The 3264-nt window shown below is 55.5% G+C and carries 1 tRNA gene and 2 rRNA genes (1 of these 3 running past the window's edge); all 3 read left to right on the forward strand.

Going from position 1 to position 3264, the window contains the following annotated elements:
• Positions 1–2837: ribosomal RNA gene (locus GH815_RS18405) — 23S ribosomal RNA — on the forward strand (it extends 36 nt beyond the left edge of the window).
• Positions 2838–2916: 79 nt separating this feature from the next.
• Positions 2917–3031: ribosomal RNA gene (rrf, locus tag GH815_RS18410) — 5S ribosomal RNA — on the forward strand.
• A 65-nt stretch (positions 3032–3096) separates the two neighbouring features.
• A tRNA-Met gene (locus tag GH815_RS18415) sits at positions 3097–3173 on the forward strand.
• Positions 3174–3264: the final 91 nt, after the last annotated feature.

Consider the following 3264-nt stretch of genomic DNA (forward strand, 5'->3'; position numbering starts at 1 on the left):
GCAGCAAGAGGCGATGAAGGACGTGATAACCTGCGATAAGCCAGGGGGAGCCGGTAATAGGCTTTGATCCCTGGATCTCCGAATGGGGCAACCCACCTGACAGCTGATTATAATTGCCCTCGGGCAGTTTATAGTCGGTTGAACCAGGTACTTTGAACCTGAACACATAGGGTACAAAGAGCAAACCCGGGGAACTGAAACATCTAAGTACCCGGAGGAAAGGAAATCAACAGATACTCCCCTAGTAGTGGCGAGCGAACGGGGACCAGCCGAGCCGTGAATGTGACCAGAACCGTCTGGAAAGTCGGGCCATAGCGGGTGACAGCCCCGTATGGGAAGCATGATCGGACGTATCAAGTAGGGCGGGACACGTGAAATCCTGTCTGAAGATCGGGGGACCACCCTCGAAGGCTAAGTACTCCTTGCTGACCGATAGCGAACCAGTACCGTGAGGGAAAGGTGAAAAGCACCCCGACGAGGGGAGTGAAACAGTACCTGAAACCGAGCGCCTACAAGCAGTCGGAGGGACCTCGAGTCCTGACGGCGTACCTTTTGTATAATGGGTCATCGACTTGGTCTCACGAGCAAGCTTAAGCCGATAGGTGTAGGCGCAGCGAAAGCGAGTCTTAAATGGGCGTCGAGTTCGTGGGATCAGACCCGAAACCGAGTGATCTAGGCATGACCAGGATGAAGACAGGGTAACACCTGTTGGAGGTCCGAACCCACACCTGTTGAAAAAGGTCGGGATGAGTTGTGCCTAGGGGTGAAAGGCCAATCAAACTCGGAGATAGCTGGTTCTCCGCGAAATCTATTTAGGTAGAGCGTCATCCGAATACCCCGGGGGGTAGAGCACTGGATGGGTAATGGGGCCCCACAGGCTTACTGATCCTAACCAAACTCCGAATACCCGGGAGTACTAGATGGCAGACACACGGCGGGTGCTAACGTCCGTCGTGGAGAGGGAAACAACCCTGACCTACAGCTAAGGCCCCCAATTCGTGGCTAAGTGGGAAAGCAGGTGGGACGTCCAAAACAACCAGGAGGTTGGCTTAGAAGCAGCCATCCTTTAAAGATAGCGTAACAGCTCACTGGTCTAATCAAGATGTCCTGCGGCGAAGATGTAACGGGGCTCAAGCCACGAGCCGAAGCTTAGGACTGCGCAAGCAGTGGTAGCGGAGCGTAGTGTGACAAAACCCATGTCTCTTCTGCTCGCTCGATGCGAGGTCGATGCGCTCAAGTAGCGTAGCGATAGCGCATGAAAGGCGAGCGTCGGAGACGCGGGTTTGACTGTGAAGCCGGGGCGTGAGCCATCCGGTGGAGTGATCACTAGCGAGAATGATGACATGAGTAGCGACAAGGAGGGTGAGAGACCCTCCCGCCGAAAGTCCAAGGGTTCCTGCTTAAAGCTAATCTGAGCAGGGTAAGCCGGCCCCTAAGGTGAGGCCGAAAGGCGTAGCCGATGGGAATCAGGTTAATATTCCTGAGCCAGGAGGATGTGACGGATCGTGAAGGTTGTTCGCCCTTATCGGATTGGGCGGGCCGCCGATCGGTTCCTGGAAATAGCCCTCCATCAGACCGTACCCTAAACCGACACAGGTGGACTGGTAGAGCATACCAAGGCGCTTGAGAGAACGATGTTGAAGGAACTCGGCAAAATACCTCCGTAAGTTCGCGAGAAGGAGGCCCGGTTCGTGGGCAACCATGGGCCGGGGGCACAAACCAGGGGGTGGCGACTGTTTACTAAAAACACAGGGCTCTGCGAAGTCGCAAGACGACGTATAGGGTCTGACGCCTGCCCGGTGCCGGAAGGTTAAAAGGAGGGGTGCAAGCTCCGAATTGAAGCCCCGGTAAACGGCGGCCGTAACTATAACGGTCCTAAGGTAGCGAAATTCCTTGTCGGGTAAGTTCCGACCTGCACGAATGGCGTAACGACTTCCCCGCTGTCTCCAACATCGACTCAGCGAAATTGAATTGCCTGTCAAGATGCAGGCTTCCCGCGGTTAGACGGAAAGACCCCGTGCACCTTCACTACAGCTTCGCACTGGCATCAGGCACAACATGTGCAGGATAGGTGGTAGGCTTCGAAGCAGGGACGCCAGTTCCTGTGGAGCCATCCTTGAGATACCACCCTTGTTCTGCTTGATGTCTAACCGCGGTCCGTCATCCGGATCCGGGACCCTGCGTGGCGGGTAGTTTGACTGGGGCGGTCGCCTCCCAAACAGTAACGGAGGCGCGCGAAGGTTGGCTCAGAGCGGTCGGAAATCGCTCGTTGAGTGCAATGGCAGAAGCCAGCCTGACTGCGAGACTGACAAGTCGAGCAGAGACGAAAGTCGGCCATAGTGATCCGGTGGTCCCGAGTGGAAGGGCCATCGCTCAACGGATAAAAGGTACGCCGGGGATAACAGGCTGATACTGCCCAAGAGTCCATATCGACGGCAGTGTTTGGCACCTCGATGTCGGCTCATCTCATCCTGGGGCTGGAGCAGGTCCCAAGGGTATGGCTGTTCGCCATTTAAAGAGGTACGTGAGCTGGGTTTAGAACGTCGTGAGACAGTTCGGTCCCTATCTGCCGTGGGTGTAGGATACTTGAGAGGAGTTGCCCCTAGTACGAGAGGACCGGGGTGAACGATCCACTGGTGGACCTGTTGTGGCGCCAGCCGCAGTGCAGGGTAGCTATGATCGGACAGGATAACCGCTGAAGGCATCTAAGCGGGAAGCCCCCCTCAAAACAAGGTATCCCCGAGGGCCGTGGAAGACCACCACGTCGATAGGCCGGAGATGTAAGCGCAGCAATGCGTTCAGTTGACCGGTACTAATTGCCCGATAGGCTTGATTTGATCCAGTAAAAGCCAAGCTTCCTGGTATCAATAAGCACACAATCCCATACTTGACTTGGACATCCCGGTTCTTCCTCGGTTTGGTGGTCATAGCGCGAGCAAAACACCCGGTCCCATGCCGAACCCGGCCGTTAAGTGCCGCCGCGCCGATGGTACTGCGTCTCAAGACGTGGGAGAGTAGGTCACCGCCAAACCTAGAAAGAACCAGACATGTAACTCTCTGCGATGACAGGCCAAAAATGGCCACCAAAACAACCGGCGCGGGGTGGAGCAGCCCGGTAGCTCGTCAGGCTCATAACCTGAAGGTCACAGGTTCAAATCCTGTCCCCGCAACCAAACTTTCCAATAATATCAAAGACTTCAATCCCGAGCGAAACACTGGGGATATAAGTCAGCGCGTTTACATCAACGCCACATCAACACCGCA

Origin of the sequence: Rhodovulum strictum (assembly GCF_009649175.1) — a bacterium.
Taxonomy (GTDB): Bacteria; Pseudomonadota; Alphaproteobacteria; order Rhodobacterales; family Rhodobacteraceae; genus Rhodovulum; species Rhodovulum strictum.